The 579-nt window shown below is 55.3% G+C and carries 1 pseudogene; it reads left to right on the forward strand.

What is annotated here, in order from left to right:
- Window positions 1-358: pseudogene (locus AWB69_RS45435) on the forward strand (ATP-binding protein); the annotation flags it as partial.
- Window positions 359-579: the final 221 nt, after the last annotated feature.

Here is a 579-nt window from a genome sequence, read left to right on the forward strand (position 1 = left end):
CGATTTCTTTACTCGTTTCGATCTCAGTGAACCCGAACAACAGGAAAAGCGTTTGCGCAGCATTCTCGACTGCGATTTGCTGGTTCTGGACGATCTGTTTCTGTCGCGTTCGATTCCGGACGCCGCCGGCGCTTTGCTGTAAACCCTTGTTCATCAACGATACAAGCTGCGCCGCAGCGTTATGGTTACGTCCAACCGCGTCGTTCAAGACTGGGGCGCCTACCTCGGCGACAACACCATGAGCAGCACGATCCTGGACCGACTCATGCATCACTGCCATTCGCTTGAATTCGACGGCCGCAGCTACCGCCTCAAGGAAGCTGCGGAAACCCTTGCGCGCAAAACCAAAGCGAGCTAAAAAACCATCCTTGTCCTGCTTAAAGGTGGAGGAGTTTGCGCGACCATAAGTGGGGGAATTTGAAGTGACCATCCGGGCTGCTTTAGTTCTTCCGGCTGCATGCGCTCCGGATTGAGCCAGACTTCATCCTTCAATTTCCAGTTGCGCGTTGATCGGGACCAACGCCGTGGATTGCGCTCCCTGGCCTCTGCATAAACTGCTTCACGCTGCGCGAGCACTGC

Source organism: Caballeronia udeis, from assembly GCF_001544555.2.
Taxonomy (GTDB): domain Bacteria; phylum Pseudomonadota; class Gammaproteobacteria; order Burkholderiales; family Burkholderiaceae; genus Caballeronia; species Caballeronia udeis.